Source organism: Kitasatospora sp. GAS1066B (assembly GCF_041262605.1).
In the GTDB taxonomy this organism is placed as follows: domain Bacteria; phylum Actinomycetota; class Actinomycetes; order Streptomycetales; family Streptomycetaceae; genus Kitasatospora.
Window position 1 is genome coordinate 30,755 of sequence record NZ_JBGCCO010000011.1, and the last position, 18,803, is coordinate 49,557.

General features: G+C 72.5%; 16 protein-coding genes and 1 pseudogene. 11 read left to right on the top strand and 6 right to left on the bottom strand.

Translation table 11 applies throughout. The annotated features are described in order from the left end of the window. Window positions 1-188 precede the first annotated feature (188 nt). On the top strand, window positions 189-1,019 hold the full coding sequence (locus ABH937_RS14355; protein WP_280687614.1) for a GntR family transcriptional regulator: 831 nt from the start codon (window positions 189-191) through the stop codon (window positions 1,017-1,019). A 107-nt stretch (window positions 1,020-1,126) separates the two neighbouring features. Here ABH937_RS14355 and ABH937_RS14360 read toward each other — a convergent pair whose 3' ends face one another. After that, window positions 1,127-1,381 carry a mycoredoxin gene (locus ABH937_RS14360; protein WP_280687612.1) on the bottom strand — a complete coding sequence of 85 codons (255 nt, stop codon included), beginning with the start codon at window positions 1,379-1,381 and terminating at the stop codon, window positions 1,127-1,129. A 220-nt stretch (window positions 1,382-1,601) separates the two neighbouring features. Here ABH937_RS14360 and ABH937_RS14365 point away from each other — a divergent pair, with 220 nt between their 5' ends. The 4 genes from ABH937_RS14365 to ABH937_RS14380 all read left to right on the top strand — a co-directional run bounded on the left by ABH937_RS14365 (window position 1,602) and on the right by ABH937_RS14380 (window position 5,576). Then, the gene (locus ABH937_RS14365; protein ID WP_370218351.1) at window positions 1,602-3,944 is read left to right on the top strand and encodes an ATP-dependent DNA helicase UvrD2; all 2,343 of its coding nucleotides are present in this window, start codon (window positions 1,602-1,604) and stop codon (window positions 3,942-3,944) included. A 235-nt stretch (window positions 3,945-4,179) separates the two neighbouring features. Further along, window positions 4,180-4,662, top strand: coding sequence for a hypothetical protein (locus ABH937_RS14370; RefSeq protein WP_280687610.1), 483 nt, complete (start codon window positions 4,180-4,182; stop codon window positions 4,660-4,662). Between the two features lie 165 nt (window positions 4,663-4,827). Then, on the top strand, window positions 4,828-5,199 hold the full coding sequence (locus tag ABH937_RS14375; RefSeq protein WP_370145642.1) for a WhiB family transcriptional regulator: 372 nt from the start codon (window positions 4,828-4,830) through the stop codon (window positions 5,197-5,199). Window positions 5,200-5,345: 146 nt separating this feature from the next. Further along, a complete protein-coding gene (locus tag ABH937_RS14380) occupies window positions 5,346-5,576 on the top strand; it encodes a hypothetical protein (RefSeq protein ID WP_370145645.1) in 231 nt (76 codons plus the stop codon). 99 nt (window positions 5,577-5,675) lie between these two features. Here the strand turns inward: ABH937_RS14380 and ABH937_RS14385 are convergent, their stop codons facing one another. Together ABH937_RS14385 and ABH937_RS14390 are read right to left on the bottom strand one after the other, a co-directional pair. Then, window positions 5,676-7,007, bottom strand: coding sequence for an AarF/ABC1/UbiB kinase family protein (locus tag ABH937_RS14385; RefSeq protein ID WP_280687609.1), 1,332 nt, complete (start codon window positions 7,005-7,007; stop codon window positions 5,676-5,678). A 172-nt stretch (window positions 7,008-7,179) separates the two neighbouring features. Beyond that, window positions 7,180-8,268 carry a ThiF family adenylyltransferase gene (locus tag ABH937_RS14390; RefSeq protein ID WP_280687608.1) on the bottom strand — a complete coding sequence of 363 codons (1,089 nt, stop codon included), beginning with the start codon at window positions 8,266-8,268 and terminating at the stop codon, window positions 7,180-7,182. Window positions 8,269-8,740: 472 nt separating this feature from the next. Between ABH937_RS14390 and ABH937_RS14395 the strand changes: the two are divergent. Continuing rightward, window positions 8,741-9,316 (top strand): annotated as a pseudogene (locus tag ABH937_RS14395) (M48 family metallopeptidase); the annotation flags it as partial. A 48-nt stretch (window positions 9,317-9,364) separates the two neighbouring features. On the opposite strand, the gene ABH937_RS14400 reads toward ABH937_RS14395, so the two are convergent. Both ABH937_RS14400 and ABH937_RS14405 read right to left on the bottom strand, forming a co-directional pair. Further along, complete coding sequence (locus ABH937_RS14400) at window positions 9,365-9,931, bottom strand: NUDIX hydrolase (protein ID WP_370218352.1); 567 nt, start codon at window positions 9,929-9,931, stop codon at window positions 9,365-9,367. Beyond that, complete coding sequence (locus tag ABH937_RS14405) at window positions 9,928-11,499, bottom strand: zinc-dependent metalloprotease (protein ID WP_370218448.1); 1,572 nt, start codon at window positions 11,497-11,499, stop codon at window positions 9,928-9,930. The genes ABH937_RS14400 and ABH937_RS14405 overlap by 4 nt, the downstream gene beginning before the upstream one ends. A 210-nt stretch (window positions 11,500-11,709) precedes the next feature. Here ABH937_RS14405 and ABH937_RS14410 point away from each other — a divergent pair, with 210 nt between their 5' ends. From ABH937_RS14410 to ABH937_RS14425, 4 genes are all read left to right on the top strand, one after another. Further along, window positions 11,710-12,858 carry an NAD-dependent epimerase/dehydratase family protein gene (locus tag ABH937_RS14410; RefSeq protein WP_370145648.1) on the top strand — a complete coding sequence of 383 codons (1,149 nt, stop codon included), beginning with the start codon at window positions 11,710-11,712 and terminating at the stop codon, window positions 12,856-12,858. Between the two features lie 98 nt (window positions 12,859-12,956). Beyond that, a complete protein-coding gene (locus tag ABH937_RS14415; protein WP_280687602.1) occupies window positions 12,957-13,406 on the top strand; it encodes a molybdenum cofactor biosynthesis protein MoaE in 450 nt (149 codons plus the stop codon). Between the two features lie 166 nt (window positions 13,407-13,572). Next, window positions 13,573-13,776 carry a hypothetical protein gene (locus ABH937_RS14420; RefSeq protein WP_280687600.1) on the top strand — a complete coding sequence of 68 codons (204 nt, stop codon included), beginning with the start codon at window positions 13,573-13,575 and terminating at the stop codon, window positions 13,774-13,776. Between the two features lie 42 nt (window positions 13,777-13,818). Next, complete coding sequence (locus tag ABH937_RS14425; RefSeq protein WP_280687598.1) at window positions 13,819-14,901, top strand: PDZ domain-containing protein; 1,083 nt, start codon at window positions 13,819-13,821, stop codon at window positions 14,899-14,901. Between the two features lie 22 nt (window positions 14,902-14,923). Here ABH937_RS14425 and ABH937_RS14430 read toward each other — a convergent pair whose 3' ends face one another. Then, on the bottom strand, window positions 14,924-15,502 hold the full coding sequence (locus tag ABH937_RS14430) for a PPA1309 family protein (RefSeq protein ID WP_370218353.1): 579 nt from the start codon (window positions 15,500-15,502) through the stop codon (window positions 14,924-14,926). Between the two features lie 223 nt (window positions 15,503-15,725). On the opposite strand from ABH937_RS14430, the gene ABH937_RS14435 reads away from it, so the two are divergent. Then, window positions 15,726-18,746, top strand: a complete 3,021-nt coding sequence (locus ABH937_RS14435) for a UPF0182 family protein (protein ID WP_370218449.1) — start codon at window positions 15,726-15,728, stop codon at window positions 18,744-18,746. Window positions 18,747-18,803: the final 57 nt, after the last annotated feature.

Below are 18,803 nucleotides of genomic sequence, written 5' to 3' on the forward strand. Positions count from 1 at the left end.
GCGGAAATTAATCCACGCCCCCCTTTGCCAAGCTCTGCCATCAACTGCTCCGATCGGCCATCAGGTCCGACAAAATAGCAGGTCAGCGAGCTTATGTGGGCTCACGGACCAATTTCCGGCCGGGCAATCATGGCCCATTATGGTCGGTTTAGCTGAGACGGTCTGGGTGGAATCGCTACATTTCCAGAGTGACCATCTCCAGTGGAAGCGTTCCGTCCCCCAAGTACCAACGACTGGCCGCCGACCTGCGCCGCCGGATCGCCGCCGGAGAGTGGCCCGGCGACACCGCCCTGCCCGTGGAGTCCGAACTGGAGCAGCAGTACGGCGTGGCCCGCAACACCGTCCGGCTGGCGGTGGACGTGCTGGTCAACGAGGGGCGGCTGGTGCGCCTCCAGGGCAAGGGCACCTTCCTGCGCGAGCACCCGGTGCTGGACCACCGCGCCTTCGGCCCGCCGTTGGCCCGGTGCACCGGCGCCGCGGCCGGTGAACCGGTGCTGCCCGCCCAGCGGGACGGTCTGGCCGCGCCCAGCGAGGTCTACAACGCCGAGGCCGACGCGGCGGGTCGGGCGCTGACGGCCGAGTTCGAGATGCTGATCGTGCGGGCGCGGGTGGACGTGGCCGAGCGGCTCGGCCTGCGGCCCGGGGAGGCGGTGGTGGTCCGCCGGCAGCTGCGGCTGATGGACCGCGAGCCCTACTCGATCGAGGAGAGCCACTACCGGGCCGGGGTCGCGGCCGGTACCGCACTGATGGAGCCCGATCCGGTCCCGGGCGGGGACGAGGCGGTGCTGGCGGCGCTCGGGCGCCTCGAGATCGGCGCGGTGGACCAGGTGGTCGCCCGGATGCCGGGCCCAGAGGAGGCGCAGTGGTTCCAGGGCGGCCCCGGCATCCCGCTGCTGGTGCAGACCCGGGTCACCTACGACCGGCGCGGCCCGGTGCGGGTGATCGAGACCCGGTACTCGGCCGACCGCTGCCGGCTGGTCTACGGGCTCGGCGAGCTGACGGCACGTCAGCGTCCCTGATCCGGCAGGTATGACGCCCGCGTCATGATCTTGACGCATCGCACGGTGGAGAAGCGGCGGGCCCGGTGCGGCTGACCGCCACCGGACCCGCCTGGACCGAACGCGGGTCAGACGGCCAGCGCGGCCTGAACCTGACGCAGGCTCGGGTTGGTCATCACCGTGCGCTCGCCGCTGGCGGAGACGACCAGGACGGTCGGGACGGTCTGGTTGCCGTCGTTGACCGACTCGACGAACTGCGCGGACTGCGGGTCCTGCTCGATGTTGATCTCGTCGTAGCCGATGCCCTCACGGGTGAGCTGGCTCTTCAGCCGCTGGCAGTATCCGCACCAGGTCGTGCTGTACATCGTCACGCTGCCGGACATCGAAAGGGCTCCTTCGTCGCGGGTGGTTCGCCAAGGGTGGGTCTCGCGCTGCACAACGTACGCGAGGCCGGGTCCATTCCGGCGGGTGTGCGGGCTCCGCCGCAAGCGCGGGCCGATCGTCGTACCGGGCCTGTGGACAACTCGGGGCGGGTTGTCGGCGATTCCTGTCAGGATGTCCGGACCGGGCCGGTCGGCCCGCCGGGCTGAGAGGATGGAGCCCATGCAGGAAGAGCTGTCGATCGACTCCCAGGGCGGCCCCGGCGGCTACGGCGTCCGCCCGGCCGACCCGGACGCCGTGCTGGCCGGGCTCGACCCGGAGCAGCGTGCCGTCGCCACCGCGCTGCACGGACCTGTCTGCGTGCTCGCGGGCGCCGGGACCGGCAAGACCAGGGCGATCACCCACCGGATCGCCTACGGGGTGCGCAGCGGCGTCTTCCAGCCGCAGCAGGTGCTGGCCGTCACCTTCACCGCGCGGGCGGCCGGCGAGATGCGCGGCCGGCTGCGCCAGCTCGGTGCCGACGGCGTGCAGGCCCGCACCTTCCACTCCGCCGCGCTGCGCCAGCTGCAGTACTTCTGGCCCCGCGCCGTGGGAGGCGAGGTGCCGCGGCTGCTGGAGCGCAAGGTCCAGCTGGTCGCCGAGGCCGCCGGGCGCAGCGGCCTGCGGGTGCAGCGCACCGAGCTGCGCGACCTGACCGGCGAGATCGAGTGGGCCAAGGTGACCCAGATCGTGCCGGACGACTACCCGGTCGCGGTGGTCAAGGCGGGCCGGGACGCGCCCCGAGACCCGGCCGAGATCGCCCGGGTCTACGCGACCTACGAGCAGACCAAGCGCGACCGCAACGTCATCGACTTCGAGGACGTGCTGCTGCTGACCGCCGCCATCCTGGAGGACCGCCCGGAGACCGCCGAGCGGGTTCGCGCCCAGTACCGGCACTTCACCGTGGACGAGTACCAGGACGTCTCGCCGCTCCAGCAGCGGCTGCTCGACCAGTGGACGGGCGGCGGTGCGGGCGCCAGTCTCTGCGTGGTCGGCGACGCCAGCCAGACCATCTACTCCTTCACCGGTGCCACCCCCGACTACCTGCTGAACTTCCGGGTCAAGCACCCCGACGCCACCATGGTGAAGCTGGTCCGCGACTACCGCTCGACCCCGCAGGTGGTGCACCTGGCCAACGGGCTGCTCGCGCAGGCCCGTGGCGCGGCCGCCCGGCACCGCCTGGAGCTCGTCTCGCAGCGCCCGGCCGGGCCCGAGCCGGTCTACACCGAGTACGCGGACGAGCCCACCGAGGCGGAGAGCACCGCGCACCGGATCAAGGAGCTGCTCGCCCAGGGGGTGCGGGCCAGCGAGATCGCGGTGCTGTTCCGGACCAACGGCCAGTCCGAGGTCTACGAGCAGGCGCTGGCCGACCTCGGCCTGTCCTACCAGCTCAAGGGCGCCGAGCGGTTCTTCGAGCGGCCCGAGGTGCGCGAGGCGGGGCTGCTGCTGCGCGGCGCGGCCCGGGCCGGCAACGATCCGCTGACCGCCGACGCGCCCGACCTCGCCGCCCAGGTCCGCGCCGTGCTGGCCACCCGCGGCTTCACCGCCACCGCTCCGGCCGGCTCCGGCGCGGTGCGCGAGCGGTGGGAGTCGCTGGCCGCCCTGGTCCGCCTCGCCGAGGAGTTCGAGACGGCCCGGCTGGCCGCCGGCGAGCCGGCCGACCTGGCCGCCTACGTGGCCGAGCTGGACGCCCGGGCCGCCGCCCAGCACGCCCCCGCGGTGGAGGGGGTCACCCTCGCCTCGCTGCACGCCGCCAAGGGCCTGGAGTGGGACGCCGTCTTCCTGGTCGGCCTGACCGAGGGCACCCTGCCGATCATCTACGCCAAGACCGACGAGCAACTGGAGGAGGAACGCCGGCTGCTGTACGTCGGGGTGACCAGGGCGCGCGAGCACCTCTCGCTCTCCTGGGCGCTGTCGCGTTCGCCCGGCGGCCGGGCCAGCCGCAAACCGAGCCGGTTCCTGGACGGACTGCGCCCGGGCTCGGCCGCGGGCGCCGGGCGCTCACCCGGCGGTCGCGGTGGCGTGGAGGGCGGGGCGGAGCGCTCGGCGGGGCGCCGAGCGCCGCGCGGGCCGGTCAAGTGCCGGGTCTGCGGGCGCACCCTGACCGAGGCGGTGGAGCGCAAGCTCCGCCGCTGCGAGGGCTGCCCCTCCACGATGGACGAGGGCCTCTACGAGCGGCTGCGCGAGTGGCGCTCCAAGCGGGCCAAGGAGCAAGCGGTGCCGGCCTACGTGGTCTTCACCGACGCGACCCTGATGGCGATCGCCGAGGACGCCCCCACCAGCACCGGAGAGCTGAGCCTGATCTCCGGAGTCGGTGCCATGAAGCTGGACAAGTACGGGGCCGCTGTGCTCTCGTTGTGCGCGGGGGAAGACCCCGATGAGGAGCAGGCCGCCGAGGCGGACGACCTCTCGGGTGAAGCCGTCGGCGACCTCGCCGCGGATGACGCGGAGCAGGCTCGGCAGGAGCCGCCGGGGGAGCCGTCCGAAGGGCCCGGGGAGCAGTCCCGAAACTCGCCGGAAAAATAGTTTGCGCGCTGTGCATGAAGCGCAATAGCCTGCCGGAGCGGTCAAGGGGACGAGACCGCGAAGCCGATCGGGAGCTCTCCTGGACCGGCTTACCCCTGCGTACCACCGCATGACCTGCTTCACCCCTGCCTCGCGGCAGGGCAGCTTCGCCGCAGGACAGTAGGACCGACCGAATATCCGAACACCGGAGCCCGGGAGACTGGGCACCGCGAGACGCCGAGAGGAGGCGAAGACAGTGAAGATCCAGATGAGCGCCGAACTGACTGGCCAGGCCGCTGTTTCCGCTTGCTCGCGTCTCTCCGTCCCGGGTGCCCGCACCACCGGTGCCCCCGTCGACGGTGTCTCGCTGTCGGGTGTTCGCGGCGGTCTGGGTCTCGACTCCACCCGTGTCGTCGCGACCGGTACCACCGGTGCCCTGCGCACCAGTGTGCTCTCCGGTAGCACCACGGGGACGGCTGTCGAGAACGGTCTGTCCCTCGGCTGGGCCCAGGTCGCCTTCGACTCTTCGCCTGTGATGCGCGATGAGCGACCGACCGAGGCACCGAAGGCAGTGGAAGCGGCGGCCAAGCATGGCGCCTATCTGCTGGCCGTCGGTGCCGGAGCCGCCCAGAAGCAGGACGAGCAGCTGATCAACCAGGCCAAGGCCGCCTTTATCGGCGCCGAGGCCATCCGGATCCGGGCCTTCCGCGGGCCTGAACCCTGGAGAGAGCGAACCTGAGGAACCCTCAGGTCGGCACTCCAGGGCCGCGGAACCCGTACACCGGGATCCGCGGCCCTTCTGTTTTCTCCGGTACGACAGACCACCAGGCCCCTCGGGGCCTCCGGTCCAGCCCGACCAGTCGGCTGGACCGGAACCACAACCAAGACGAGGAAGACGCAAACAGTGTCCACGGTCATCACACCGCCCCTCCCGTCCGTACCGCTGACAACGCCGACCCAGGCCGCGCCCGCTCCATTCCCTCCTCCGGAAGGCTCTCTCATGCAGATCACCGCGCTCGACGACGCCGAGACTCTCGGCGCTCCCATCCCCTGCCGTTCGTTCGACCCCGAGGTCTTCTTCGCCGAGACGCCCGCTGACGTCGAGTACGCGAAGTCCCTCTGCGGCACCTGCCCGGTCAAGGAGGCCTGCCTGGCCGGCGCCCTCGACCGCCGCGAGCCGTGGGGTGTCTGGGGTGGCGAGCTGTTCGTCCAGGGTGTCGTGGTGGCCCGCAAGCGGCCGCGTGGCCGCCCGCGCAAGACCGAGGTCATGGCGTGAACCCGGCGCACCGAGCAGCGACAGTCCACCGGGAATGCCCCCCGGCGGACGGCGCACTGCGCCACTCCGTCCGCATCGCCCTTGCCCAGGCTGATGCCGCGGTACAGACCCCCTACCCGACCACGCACCACGAGCAGGACCACGACATGGCGATCACCGCAGGGCCCAGCGCCCGCGCCGACCAGACCACTGAACTCTCCATCCAGAACAGGACCCTTGAGATGCATCTCATGCACGAAAACCTGGCCCGTGCCCATATGCAAGAACGCCTCCAGGAGGCTGAGGACCAACGCTTGGTCCGCGCCTTCCGGCTGCGGCGCAAGGCCGAGCGCGCCTCGCTGCGGGCCCGCAAGGCCCTGGCCGCGGCGGTGCTCTGACCTGCGGTCAGCACCGGTACCGACGGCTCCTTGACACAACCGTGCCCGGCCCCCGCACAGCGGGGGCCGGGCACGGTCGTGCGCGGTTCGGCCGGCGGCTCAAATCTCGGCGAAGCCGGGGAGCCAGGCGAGCATCTCGTTGCGGAACGGGGCCTGGGCGCCCAACTGGCAGAGCACGCCGATGGTGCTCAGGGTGACCCGGTGGATCAGCAGGTAGTCCGGCGGCAGGTTGAGCTGCTTGCCCAGGTTGTACGCGGGGGAGCGGGGATCGGCGATCCGGGCCGCCTGGGAGCGCATCCAGGCCCGGGTGAAGTGGAAGTCGTCCACCGCGGCCGGCTCGATGATCGGGCGCAGGTAGTCCAGCACGGCGTCCGGGTCGAGCTCGATGTTCGGCTTCACGAAGCCCTCGGCCCGCAGCATGTCCAGCACCCCGACCGCGTCCCCGGCCAGCGCCATCCGCAACGAGTCGCCGATCGGCGCGGGCAGCCCGCCGGGCAGCCGGTCGACGGTGCCGAAGTCCATCACCCCGAGCCGCCAGCCGCTCGCCGGGCCGTCGTCCTTCAGCAGGCGGAAGTTGCCCGGGTGCGGGTCGGCGTGCAGCAGCCCGGTCCGGGCCGGGCCGGCGAACAGGAACCGGGCCAGCAGGTGCCCGGCCCGGTCGCGCTCGGCCTTGGTACCGCCGGTGATCACCTCGGCCAGCGGGGTGCCGTCCAGCCACTCGGTCACCAGCACCTGGTCGGCCTGGGCGACCACGGCCGGCACCGTGATGTCCGGATCCTCGGCGAACTCCTCGGCGTGCACCTGCTGGGCCTCGGCCTCCAGCGCGTAGTCGAGCTCCTCGGCGACCCGGCTGCGCAGCTCGGTGATCAGCGGCTTGATGTCCAGACCGGGGATCAGCGGCCCGAGCAGCCAGGCCACCCTGCTGAGTTGGGCGAGGTCGGAGAGCAGGGCGTCGCCGGCGCCGGGGTACTGGACCTTGACCGCGACCCGCCGCCCGTCCTGCCAGACGGCCCGGTGCACCTGGCCGATCGAGGCCGCGGCGGCCGGACGGTCGTCGAAAGTACGGAAGTTGGCCCGCCAGTCCCGCCCGAGCCGCTCGGCCAGCGCGGTGTGCACGCTGGCGGCCGGCATCGGCGGAGCCGCGTCCTGAAGCTTGGTCAGGGCGGCCCGGTAGGGCCCGGCCACCTCCTCCGGCAGGGCCGCCTCGAAGACCGAGAGGACCTGCCCGAACTTCATCGCGCCGCCCTTCAGCTCACCGAGGACCTTGAAGAGCTGGTCGGCGGTGGCCTGCTGGAGCTCGGCGGTGACGACCTCGGCCGACCGGCCGCCGATCCGCTTGCCCAGCCCCAGGGTGGCCCGGCCCGCTATCCCCAACGGCAGGGCGGCGAGCCTTGCCGTGCGGGTCACAGCCTTGCGCGGAAGATCGCTCACCGGGGCCTCCCAATCGAACGTGCGCCGACAGCTGCCGCGGCTGCGGCGGCTGAGGGACGGTGGTCACGGTGCCATTGTGCCCGTTCCTCCCCAAGACCCGGCCGGGGCCCGTGCCGTGGGTCTTCGGCGTCCCGGGGACGGGCGTCGACGGCTGCCGGTGGGCGCCGGCCGGTCAGCGCCAGAAACAGCCGCACTCGGTGTGCGGCGGCAGCCGGAGCCGGCGCACCATGCCGTCCAGGGCGGAGACCTCGCACCAGCCGTCCACGCTCGGCGGCCGCACCCCGTCGAGCAGCAGCAGCGCGTGCAGGCCGGCCAGACCCGCCACCGCCGCGGCCACCGCGCCGTCGCAAGCCACCTCGCGTGGCTGGGCCGGACCCGTGGCGGAGAGTTGGGCGAGCACCCGGGGCCAGGCCGCGTCCCGGTCGGTGCGGGCCAGCCCGAGGCAGCGACCGCAGGCCGAGGCACCGGGCAGCACCAGCGGCCCGACTACACCCAGGTGCTCGATCACCCCGAGATAGAGGTGCGGGGTGCCCGCCTGCATCAGGGTGTGTGCCTCGACGGCATCTCCCGCGTAGGCGCCGCTGCCGTCCCGTGGGGCGAGCACCACCAGATCGGGCGGGCGGCCGGCGGGCTCGGTCCGCGCGGACCGGGACGCCGCCGTGGCCTGGCCGGGGAGGCCGCCCGCGCGCCGCACCGCCTCGCGGGCCGCCGCCGCCCTGGTCCGCCCGACCTCCTGGGCCGGGATACCGCCGGGTGCGCAGTCCCCGGGCAGCACCCGTCCCTGGTCCACCACCCGCACCTCGCCCACCCCGCCGGCCGCCAGCACCGCCGCCACGGCCGTGCCGACCCGCCCGGCACCGCGCACCTCCACCCGCAGCCCGGTCCGCCTGGCCAGCACCTGGGCGCCGCCGCCGGGGCGGGGATGGAGCAACGAGAGCGAGGCGAGATCGGGGCCGAGCAGCTCCCGGCGGCTGGGCGGTAGTTCGGCCAGCGCCTGCTCCACCGCTGCCGCGTCGTCCAGCAGGCCCGTCTCGGTCAGCGAGCGCAGCGCCTGCGTGACGTACCCGGGGGCCAGCCCCAGGCCCTCGGCCGCCGCCGCCACGGCCGGGCCGTCCCGTTCGCCGTCGAGCAGGTCGAGAAAGGCGCAGAACCGCTCATCGGCCTGGTCCACCACGTGGGCCCGCTCGGGCTCGGTGCCGAACTGCAGGGTCTGCTTGTCCCGCCAGGTCCGGGACAACGCGGACTTGAGCATCGGACGCATGGCGACCTCCTCTCCCGGTGTCCGAGCGAAACCGCTCGGTCGCTTCAGGTGATCAAAGCCTGCCCCAGCTGCGGGAATTCGCCAAGCCGGTTATCCACAGGCAGTGGAGAACAACTGATGAGTGTTCAAGACGTTCATCCTTCTCGTCAGCCCGGCGTCGACCAGGCGCCGTCCACCCCCGACCGTTGTTGAAAACAATTCGGCCGGGGCAGCGGACTTCTGTCAGTGCCAGCGGGTAACGTCGTGTGCCATGGCAGCCGAACGGGACTCCCAGCCCTCGGCGTCGCCTCGGCGTGCCCGTGCAGCGGCCGGGTCGGGAGTCGCGACGCCTGGTACGCGCGGGCGGCCGGCAGGGCAGGGCGCGTCGGCAGGGCAGAGCCCGCCAGTACCAGGCCTAGCAGCACCAGGCCTAGCAGCACCGGCCCCATCGGCACCGGCATCAGCGCCGGGCCCGGGCGCACCGACCACCGGCGCCCACCCCCAGCACGGTCCGGTCGAGGTCCGCCGCAGTGCCCGCCGCAGCCGCACGGTCTCCGCCTATCGCGAGGGCGATCGCACGATCGTGCTGATCCCGGCCCGGATGTCGTCAGCCGAGGAGCAGCGCTGGGTGCGCCAGATGCTCGACAAGCTGGCCGCCCAGGAGAGCCGCCGCACGCTCGGCGACGACGCGCTGGCCGAGCGGGCCGCCCGCCTCTCCACCGCGTACCTCGACGGCCGGGCCCGCCCCGACCAGGTCCGCTGGGTCACCAACCAGAACTCCCGCTGGGGCTCCTGCACCCCCAGTGAACGCACCATCAGGCTCTCCCACCGCCTCCAGGGCATGCCCGAGTACGTGCTGGACTACGTGCTGCTGCACGAACTGGCGCATCTGCTCGTCCCGGACCACGGCTCCCGGTTCTGGGCGCTGCTGGAGGCCTACCCGCGCACCGAGCGCGCCCGCGGCTACCTGGAGGGCGTGGCCGGCGCCGCCCGGCTGCCGCACGTCCCGGGCGCACGGTCGGCCGGCGCGCCCGAGGCGCCGGCCGAACCGGGCGAGGTCTGCGGCTGAGGCGGCTGAGGCAGCGTCAGAACGCCCAGCGGATCGGACCGGTCGGTCTCAGCCGACCAGCTTGCGCCCCAGCTGCACCAGCCGCCGCAGCGAGGCGTCCGTCAACTCGGGCAGCGCGTCGAACCCGAACCAGCGAAGGTCGAGTGACTCCTCGCTGATCTCCTCCTGTGCGCCCTCCGGGGCCAGCGCCAGGAACTGCACGTCCAGGTGGGTGTTCTCCGGCTGGTCCTTGCCGGCGCAGCGCACCTGGTGGCTGTCCAGCAGCACCGGCGCCGGCTCCGCCGCCCCGCCGACCGCCAGCAGCCGCAGCCCCGCGATCCCCGACTCCTCGGTGGCCTCGCGCAGCGCCGCTGCCGCGAGCGTCTCGTCGCCGGGCTCGCAGTGGCCGCCCATCTGCAGCCAGAGCCCGACCTTGGGGTGCAGGGTGAGCAGCACCCGCCCGGCGGCCGGGTCCACCACCAGTGCGCTGGCCGTGATGTGCGCGGGCCGGCAGGAGCGCCACAGGCCGTCCGGGTGCTCGGCCAGGTGGGCCAGGTAGTCGTGGCGCAGCTGCTGCTGGCCGGCCTCCTCGGGCGTCCAGGCGTTCAGTACCCGGACGGCGTCGGCGTGGATCATGCCTCGGGCTCGTCCTTCTGCTCGTCCTTCTGCTCGGCTTGCCCGCCAGAGCCGTCCTGGGTGTCCGGCTTGCCCGGCGCGCCCTCTTCGTCCTGCGTCGCGCGCTTCCCGCCCCGACCGGCCGCGGCCTCGCCGAGCAGCTTGTCGATCGCGTCGAAGTCCAGACCGCCCTCGGCGATCTCGGTGCCGCCGGGGTGCACGAAGCCGTCCGGGTCGTCCAGGTCGCTCGCGGTGGGCAGCATGTCGGGGTGCTGCCAGAGCCCGTCGCGACCCTCGATGCCGCGCGCGTCGGCCAGCGAGGCCCACAGCCGGGAGGCGTCGCGCAGCCGGCGCGGCCGCAGCTCGAGGCCGACCAGGGTGGCGAAGGTCTGCTCGGCGGGGCCACCGGTGGCCCGGCGGCGGCGCAGCGTCTCGCGCAGCGCGGAGGACTGCGGCAGGTGCGGCTCGGCGGCGGCGTGCACCACCGCGTCGACCCAGCCCTCGACCAGCGCGAGCGCCGTCTCCAGGCGGGCCAGCGCGGCCTTCTGCTCGGGGGTGTCCTCGGGCTGCAGCAGGCCGCCGGCCAGCGCGTCCTGCATCGCCTCGGGGTTCTCCAGGTCGAGCCGGCCCATCAGCTCCTCCATCCGGGAGGTGTCGACCTTGATCCCCCGGGCGTAGGCCTCGACGGCGCCGAACAGGTGCGCCCGCAGCCACGGCACATGGGCGAAGAGCCGCTGGTGGGCGGCCTCGCGCAGGGCCAGGTAGAGCCGCACCTCCTCGGCCGGCACGTTCAGGCCCTCGCCGAACTCGGCGATGTTCTGCGGCAGCAGCGCGGCCTTGCCGGCCGGTGCGAGCGGCAGGCCGACGTCGGTGGAGCCGAGCACCTCGGCGGCCAGCGCGCCCAGCGCCTGCCCGATCTGGGTGCCGAACATGGCCCCGCCCATCGAGCGCATCACGCCCATCAGCGGCCCGGCCATCGCCTGCATCTCCTCGGGCAGCACGCCGCCCATGGCGTTGCCGACCCGCTCGGCGACCGGGTCGACCAGCTCCTGCCAGACCGGCAGGGTGGCCTCGATCCACTCGGCCCGGCTCCAGGCCACCGCGCGGGCGGAGGAGGACGGGAACTCGGTGGCCGAGTCCAGCCACAGCTCGGCCAGCCGGACCGCCTCCTCGACGGCCGAGCGCTCGGCGGCGCTCACCGACCGGTCCTTCTGCTTACCCTCGACCGGTTCGGCCACCACGGTCTGCCGGGCGATGTCCTTGGCCAGCTGCCAGTTCACGGGGCCGCCGTCGAAGGAGAGCATCTGGCCGAGCTGCTGGAAGGCGGCACCGAGGTCGTTCGGGTTGAGCCCGCCCATCATCGCGGCGAACGGGTTGTCACCCGCGCCGCCGGCCGGGCCGCCGGCCCCGCCCATGCCGAACAACGCGCCGAACGGGTTGCCGCCGAAGCCGAAGGGCTCCGGCTGCCCGGGCTGGTCACCGGACGCGCCGGATTTCGCCTGGTCGTCCTTGTTGCCGTCGCCGCCCTGGTCCTTGCCCTCCTCGGGCTCCTCGGGCGGGACACCGAATCCGAAGGGGAGGTCGCTCACGGGGTCCTCGATCTGGTCGGCCGTCACGCGCTGGGTGGTGTGGCGGGAAAGCAAGTGGGAGTAGCGGGTTCGAGCAGGTGGTCGGACAACTCGCGGAGCGGACGGCGGGCTCGCCCGCGCCGGGTGCACCGCCAGGCCCTCTCCTCGGGCAGGATGGACCGTACGTGACACTCGTACGTACGCACATAAGCTAACCGTGGAGGATGGCCGGTGAGTTCCCCGCCTTCGGACGTTCGCTCTGGGCTGACCGGAGGCGAGCAGGCGCAGGTGGCGCCTGCGTCCGCGTCCCCAGCCTACGGCGGCCGACCGCTCACCGTGGCCGTCACCGGCGCCGCCGGCGTGCTGGGCGAGCGGGTCACCGCCCGCCTGACCGGCTCGCCCGGGGTGCGCAAGGTGCTCGCGATCGACGATCGGCGCGGTGAGGCGGCCGGGGTGCAGTGGCGGGTGCTGGACGTGCGGGACCCGGCGGTGGCCGAGCGGCTGCGCGGGGTGGACGTGGTGGTGCACCTGGCGATGGACCTGAACATGGAGTCCGACCCGCGGGCCCGCAGCGCCTACAACGTTCGGGGCGCGCAGACCGTGCTGACCGCCGCCGCGGCCGCCGGTGTGCACCGGGTGGTGCTCTGCACCTCCGCGATGGTCTACGGCGCGCTGGCGGACAACGAGGTGCCGCTGGCCGAGGATTCCGAGCTGCGGGCCACCGAGGAGGCCAGCCTGGTCGGCGACCTGCTGGAGATCGAGCGCCTCGCCCACCGGGCGCCGCGGGCGCATCCCGGGCTGCAGGTCACCGTGCTGCGCCCGGCCGTGGTGGTCGGTCCCGGCGTGGACACCGTGCTGACCCGGCACTTCGAGGCGCCCCGGCTGCTGGTGGTGGCCGGCTCGCGGCCCTGCTGGCAGTTCTGCCATGTCGACGACCTGGCCGGCGCGCTGGAGTACGCGGCGCTCGGGCTGGTCGAGGGCGAGGTGACGGTCGGCTGCGACGGCTGGCTGGAGCAGGAGGAGGTCGAGGAGCTCTCCGGGATCCGCCGGATGGAACTGCCCGCCTCGCTGGCCCTGGGCACCGCCGCCCGCCTGCACCGGCTCGGCCTCACCCCTGCCCCGGCCGGGGACCTGGCCTACACGATGTACCCGTGGGTGGTCTCCGGCAGCCGGCTGCACGAGGCCGGCTGGCGGCCCAGGTACAGCAACGAGGAGGTGCTGGCCGAACTGCTGGCGCAGGTCGCCGGCAAGCACGCGGTGGCCGGCCGGCGCCTCGGCGGCAAGGAGGCCGCCACCAGCCTGGGCGCGGCGGGTGCGACGGTAGCCCTGGTGGGCACCGCGGCGCTGGTGCGCCGGGCCCGCAAGCGCCGTCGGATCTGAGCGGGTCCGCCAGTAGCGGGCCGGGCGAGGCCGCGACGGGGGGCCGGGCCGGCTTGGACGACCCGACAATTGCCGCCGCCCGCCGGGGATGACGGATCATGGGGAGCATGTCCGATAACCACGACCCCATCCGTCTGCTCGCGATCCGCGACACCCCGCTCTCGCTCGACGAGGTCTACGCGGCGGTCGGCGACGACGCGGCCGGCGGTACCGCGATCTTCGTCGGTACGGTCCGCGACCACGACGGCGGCAAGTCGGTGGCCGCCCTGGAGTACAGCTGCCACCCGAGCGCCGAGCAGGAGATGCGCCGGGTCGCCGAGAAGGTGGTGGCCGACTACCCGGTCCGGGCGCTGGCCGCCGTGCACCGGATCGGCCGGCTGGACATCACCGACGCCGCCGTCATCGTCGCGGTCTCCTGCCCGCACCGCGGCGAGGCGTTCGCCGCGGCGCGCAAGCTGATCGACGACCTCAAGCACGAGGTGCCGATCTGGAAGCACCAGGTCTTCACCGACGGCGAGGAGGAGTGGGTCGGCGCCGGTTCCTGCTAGTGCCGCGAGCCTGTCCGGCCGGGAACCCGTTCGGCGGTGGGGCGGTCCTACGAATACGTCCACGGGGTGGCGGTCTGCGCTTCGCCGTAACCCGGATGGCGCCACGGCCGTTCTCACGCCGGGCGGTTAATGTGCTGATAGGCACGACGGATTCGGAGGACCGGACATGGGAGCACTGGCCTGGTTGGGGATCCCCGTCGCGGCGGGCGTGATCGCCGTCCTCTGGGCGTCCTGGGCCGCCCGACCGCGCAGGGCGGTCGGTGACGGCGCCTCACTCGCCGAGCACCAGCGGTTCCTGGCCGCGATGGAGCGCAGCACCGCCGGCCAGCGGGCCGATGGCGGTGGCACGGACAGCTCCCCTTCTTCCTAGCCCGGCGGGCGGCGGCAAGCGCTGGTCCCGTACTGTCGTGGCATGCCACGCCGCTCTGCGACGATGCTCGCCGCCACCCTGATGCTCATAGCGCTGCTCTGCGTCTCCGTGTTCCTGTCGGTGCCGTACTCCGAGCTGAGCCCCGGGCCGACGTACAACACGCTCGGCGCCCAGGACAAGGCCGGGACCCCGGTGATCAGCATCACCGGGCACCAGACGTACCCGACCAGCGGGCACCTGAACATGACGACCGTCCAGGTCACCAGTGCCGACTACCAGCCGAGCCTGGTCTCGGTGGTGGTCGGCTGGCTGCGTTCGGACGTCCTGGTGGTGCCGCACGACAACCTGTACCCCAAGGGCCAGACCGAGCAGCAGGCCGAGCAGCAGAACGCCGAGGAGTTCACCAACTCCCAGGACAGCGCCAAGGCGGCGGCGCTGACCGAGCTCGGCATCCCGGTCGGCTCCGAGGTGGTCGTCTCCTCGGTGGTGGCCGGCGCTCCGGCGGACGGCAAGCTGCACGCGGGCGACCGGATCGTCGCGGTGGACGGCACCGCGGTCACCGGTCAGGACCAGGTGGCCGGGCTGGTCACCAAGCACAAGCCAGGCGAGAGCGTGGTCTTCACGGTGGTGCCGCAGGCCAAGGACAGCGGGACGCCGACGCCGGCCGACGAGAACCAGGTCACCATCACCACGGCCACCTCGCCCAGCACCGGGAAGGCCTTCGTCGGCATCCAGCCGGAGGAGGACCACAGCTTCCCGTTCAAGATCGACATCGGGCTGCAGGACGTCGGCGGGCCGAGCGCCGGGCTGATGTTCTCGCTCGGCATCATCGACAAGCTGACCCCCACCGACCTGACCGGCGGCAAGTTCGTGGCCGGCACCGGGACGATCGACGACAAGGGCAACGTCGGTCCGATCGGCGGCATCTCGATGAAGGTGATCGCCGCGCGCAACGCCGGCGCCCAGTACTTCTTCACGCCGAGCGACAACTGTGCCGAGGCCGGCGCGAACACCCCGAAGGGGCTCCGGCTGATCAAGGTGGACACGCTGAACGACGCGCTCAAGGCGCTCGGTCAGATCCGGGCCGGGCAGGAATCGGCGCTCGCCTCCTGCCCGGCGAAGTGACCGGCGACTGAGACGGCCGGGGTCAGGAGAAGGTCGCCAGCAGCGCCTTGGTCAGCCCCGGCACCAGGTCGGGGCCGGTCAGCACCTCGCGTGCCAGGTCCTTCTCGCGCAGCCGCAGCGCGATCTCGCGCTTGCCGTCGCGCAGCACGGCGGCGGTGATCCGCACCTCCTGGCGGTTGGGGTGGTTGGCCACCCACTCGGCCAGCTGCGCCTCGGTGGCGCCGGCCGGGCGGCTCTTCTCGGCACCCGGCGGCAGCATCAGCCGCTCGACCACCAGCGCGCAGCCGGCGACCATGTCCGGCCAGGCGATGGTGCCGAGGAACTCGTCCAGCGCCGTGCCGGGCGGCAGCTCCTCCTGCTCGACCGGGGTCAGGTTGCCCGCGGTCTCGTCCTCCAGGCCGAGCTGCTTGGCCACGGCCGGGTCGCTGCGGCGCAGCTGGGCACTGTCGACCAGGGCGAACAGGCGGGCCGGCTTGTCCCAGCCGAGCCCCGCGACGTACTCGTCGATCTCCAGGGCGGCGCGGGTGAGCGGGGTCGCGGCCGGCGGCAGGCCGTCCGCCGAAGGGGTGGCCGGAGCGGGGGTGTTACGAGCATCGGACATGGCTCCATCCTCACATGTCGCCGCGCGGCCCCTGGCCGGACCCGCGCGGAACGCGCCCTGCGCCTGGGAACTCGGTGAGAGCCTGATTAAGTTGCACTCCGGGGCGGGCGGATTGGCGTTGCCTGTCCTCGAGGCCCGTTCCGATCCGGTCGAGTCCCCGTCCTGTCCGACAACCCGACTTCATCCCGACTTCAACAGCAGAGGTGCCGTCTTGGTATTCCAGATGCCCGACCGCGGCGGGCAGGGTTTCCGGCCGAGGGTCGGTCCGCCATCCCGTCGCGCCAAGGTCCTGCTGCTCACCGTGGGCGTCCTGGTCCTGCTGTTCCTGGGGTTCGTCCTGTTCGCCGGTCTCTGGACCGACTGGCTCTGGTTCAAATCGGTCCACTACTCGAGGGTCTTCAGCACCGAGCTGCGCACGAAGGTCGCGCTGTTCGCGGTCTTCGGGCTGGCGATGGCGGTGGCCACCGGGGTGAACATCTGGGTGGCGCACCGGCTGCGGCCGCCGCTGGCGGCGATGTCGGTCGAGCAACAGAGCCTGGACCGTTACCGGATGGGCGTGGCGCCGTTCCGCAAGTGGCTGCTGATCGGCATCTCGCTGCTGGTCGGCCTGATCGCGGGTTCGGCGGCGGCCGGCCAGTGGCGGCTGTGGCTGTTGTGGACCAACGCGACCGACTTCGGGGTGAAGGACAGCCAGTTCCACCTGGACGTCGCCTTCTACGCCTTCGACCTGCCGTGGTACGAGTTCCTGCTCGGCTTCGCGTTCAGCGCGGTGGTGGTCTCGCTGATCGCCGGAGCGCTGGTGCACTACCTCTACGGCGGCCTGCGGCTGCAGGGTCCCGGGCGCCGGGCCACGGCCGGGGCGCAGGGCCATCTCGCGGTGCTGCTCGGCCTCTTCGTGCTGCTCAAGGCGGTCGCGTACTGGCTGGACCGGTACGCGCTGGCGGTGAAGACCGCCTCGTACAAGGGCGTGCCGGGCTACACCGGGCTGCGCTACGTGGACGCCAACGCCTTCCTGCCGGCCAAGACCATCCTGTTCTGCGTGGCGATCATCTGCGCGCTGCTCTTCTTCCTGACGCCGATCCGGCGGACCTGGGCCCCGGCGCTGATCGGCTTCGGCCTGATGGCGCTCTCCGCGGTGCTGATCGGCGGGCTCTACCCGACGATCGTGCAGCAGTTCCAGGTGAAGCCGAACGAGCAGGCCAAGGAGACGCCGTACCTCAAGCAGAACATCGACGCGACCCGGCAGGCCTACGGCATCGCCGGCAGCCAGTCCCAGGTGTACTCGCCGAACGGGGCCGCGGCCGCCTCCGCCGTGCAGCAGGACAGCCAGACCATCTCGGACATCCGGCTGCTGGACCCCAACCTGGTCTCGCCGACCTTCCAGCAGATGGAGCAGCAGCGCTCGTACTACGGCTTCCCCGCCACCCTGGACGTCGACCGGTACAGCGGCGCGACCGCCGGTCCGAACGGCACACCGGGCGTGCAGGACACCGTGATCGGGGTGCGCGAGCTGAACCCGAACGGCGTGCAGCAGCACAACTGGATCAACGACCACTTCAAGTACACCCACGGCTTCGGCGTGGTGGCGGCCAAGGGCAACCAGGTCAACAGCAACGGCCAGCCGGTCTTCACCGAGTCGGGGTTGCCCACCACCGGTGACCTGGGCGACTACCAGCAGCGGATCTACTACGGCGAGAACACCAACACCTACTCGATCGTCGGCGGCTCCAACCACGAGATCGACAACACCGCCGACGGCGGCGCGCAGACCTACCAGTACAGCGGTGACAGCGGGGTCTCGCTGAACAACCCGATCACCCGGGCCGCCTACGCGGTCAAGTTCGACGAGCCGCAGATCCTCTACTCGGGGGCGATCACCACCGGTGCCAAGGTGCTCTACGACCGCACGCCGCAGGAGCGGGTGGCGAAGGTCGCGCCCTGGCTGACGATCGACGGCGATCCCTATCCGGTCGTCCAGAACGGCCAGTTGACCTGGGTGCTGGACGGCTACACCACCTCGGACGGCTACCCCTTCGCCTCCAAGACCACGCTCGGCGACGCCACCAAGGACTCGCTCAGCAACCAGCGCGGCCAGGTGGTCGGCGACGCCGGCCAGGTCAACTACATCCGCAACTCGGTCAAGGCCACGGTGGACGCGTTCACCGGCAAGGTGACGCTGTACCAGTGGGACGCCGGTGACCCGGTGCTGAAGACCTGGATGAAGGCGTTCCCCGGTACGGTCCAGCCGACGAGCGCGATCCCGGCCGCCCTGCTGCCGCATCTGCGGTACCCGCAGGACCTGTTCAAGGTGCAGCGCGACCTGCTGGGCATGTACCACATGACCGACCCGACCGCCTTCTTCAACGGTACGGACATCTGGCAGGTGCCGGCCGACCCGACCAACAGCGGCAACCAGGCCCAGCCGCCGTACTACCTGACCCTGCGGATGCCGGACATGGCCGCCGCCACCTTCTCGTTGAACAGCACCTTCGTGCCCAGCGGCCGGCCCAACCTGGCGGCGCTGATGTCGGTGGACTCGGACCCCGGGCCCGACTACGGGAAGATCCGGATCCTCACGGTGCCCAGCGACAGCAACACCCCCGGGCCCAGCCAGGTGCAGGCGAAGTTCAACTCCGACTCGGTGGTGGCTTCGCAGATCACGCTGCTGAAGAACGGTAGCGACGCGAACCTGGACTACGGCAACCTGCTGACCCTGCCGGTGGGCGGCGGGTTCCTCAACGTCGAGCCGGTGTACGTCAAGGGCAGCGGCTCCAGCTACCCGGTGCTGCAGAAGGTGCTCGCGGTCTACGGCAACGACAACGTGGGCTTCGAGAACAACCTGGGGGCGGCGCTGACCGATGCGCTCGGCACGGCGCCCGGGGCGACCGGGGTGCTGCCGGCCGGCGGGGGGACCAGCACCGTCGGGAGTACGACGCCGCCGGCCACGGGCGGTGGTGGTGGTACCGGTGGTACCGGTGGCACCGGTGGTGGCGGTACCGGCGGCGGCACGGTCGACCCGGCGCTGAAGCAGGCGCTGGCCGCGGCGCAGAAGGCCGAGACGGATTCGCAGAACGCGATGAAGGCAGGCGACTGGGCGGCCTACGGGACGGCGCAGAAGGCGCTGCAGGACGCACTCAACGCGGCGGCGGCAGCGGCCCAGAAGGACACCGGCGGGCCCGCCGCCCCGCCGTTGCCGACCGCGCCGGCACCGACTGGTACGCCGAGCGCGAGCGCCTCGCCATAGCCGCTGAGCTGCGCCCCTGCGCCCATCGCCGGATCGGTGGTGTGCGCAGGGGCCGCC